This window comes from Curtobacterium sp. B8 (assembly GCF_000333315.1).
Lineage (GTDB): Bacteria > Actinomycetota > Actinomycetes > Actinomycetales > Microbacteriaceae > Curtobacterium > Curtobacterium luteum.
In genome coordinates this window covers 1-1307 of sequence record NZ_BACW01000088.1, presented here as the reverse complement: position 1 = coordinate 1307, position 1307 = coordinate 1, and the positions used below count along the sequence as shown (strand labels likewise).

The window sequence follows — 1307 nt, the reverse complement described above, 5'->3', positions numbered from 1 at the left end:
CGAGGGCGACACGGTCACGATCGAGCTGCCGCCCGTCTCCTGGACGGCCGTCTCGATCGGCTGAGGACGCCTCGGCGCACGTCACGGCGGGCGTCGAGTGAGCACAGCGGGTGCCGGATCGCGAGAGCGACCCGGCACCCGCTGCGCTGTGCGGAGGGCGCAGGTCCGCGCTCGGTGCAGCCGGCCTGGAGGCACGGTGCGGCTCCGTCGGACCGGCGGCGGCCCGGTGCGGCGGGCGTCCACCGCGGTCACGGGACCTCCGAAGGCGACGCGCGCTCCCGACACGTGTGGGTTGGGTACGGTGGTCCGAGGGATCGCCGCTCGTCACCGGGGCGGCCGTGGACAGGAGCGGGATTGACGCAGGCACCACCCCGTCGGACCGTCCGGGCCACGGACACCGGCCCGATCGTGCTGTCCGGCCTCCGTGCTGGATGGGAGCCGCTCGCGAAGCAGGCCCTGGTCGCCGCCCTGATCGTCGGCGCCGCCGCTGCCAGCAGCCTCCTCCCCGTCTGGCTGACGATCACCGACGCGGTGGCGATGTGGACCGGTGCCGGTCTCGCGGTCGTGCTGCTCGCGTTCGCCGCCCTGATGGTGAGGACGAGCCGGCTGGTCCGCGCCGAGATCGTCATCCCGCTGCTCGACTTCGTGGCGGTCGGGCTCCTGCGATTCGGCACCGGCGAGTCGCGGTCGGTGTTCCTGGCGATCATCATCCTCCCGGTGATCTGGATCGCTGCCGGTCACGGGCGCTGGCGCGTGCTCGTCCCACTGGCGGGCACGGTCCTCACGCTCCTCCTGCCCCTGCTCCTCGCCCCGGGGCGGGTGTTCCCCGCGAGCGAGGCCGTGCGACTCGTGATCGTGGTCGTCACCTTCGGCGCGGCCGCGGCCGTCGTCAACGAGCTCTCACGCCGGTCCCTGCAGCAGCTCACCGTCGCGCAGCGCTCGCGCCGGGTCGCCGAGGCCGAGGTCACCCAGGCCGCGATCGTCCAGCGGTCGCTCCAGCCCGTCGACGGCCGCGGCCTCCCCTCCGCGGTCCGCGTCGCGGGCACCTGCGTCCCCGCCCGCACGGTCGGTGGCGACTTCTACGACTGGTACCCGACGCCGGACGGCGGCGTCGGCTTCACGCTCGGCGACGTGATGGGCAAGGGCGTCGGCGCCGGCATGATCGCCGCAGCCGTCCGCGCCGTCATCCGCAGCAGTCTGGAGGAGCCGGATCCCGCGCTGGCGTTCCGGTTGACCTCCGCGGGCCTCAGCACCGGTTCGGTCGACATGGTGAGCGCGCAGTTCACCACGTGCTTCCACGGCCGGAT

Annotated in this window: 1 protein-coding gene; it reads left to right on the top strand. The window is 74.0% G+C overall.

What is annotated here, in order from left to right; all coding sequences use genetic code 11:
* Positions 1-354 precede the first annotated feature (354 nt).
* On the top strand, positions 355-1307 hold a 953-nt coding region (locus I59_RS18945; RefSeq protein WP_022902519.1), incomplete at its 3' end, for a PP2C family protein-serine/threonine phosphatase.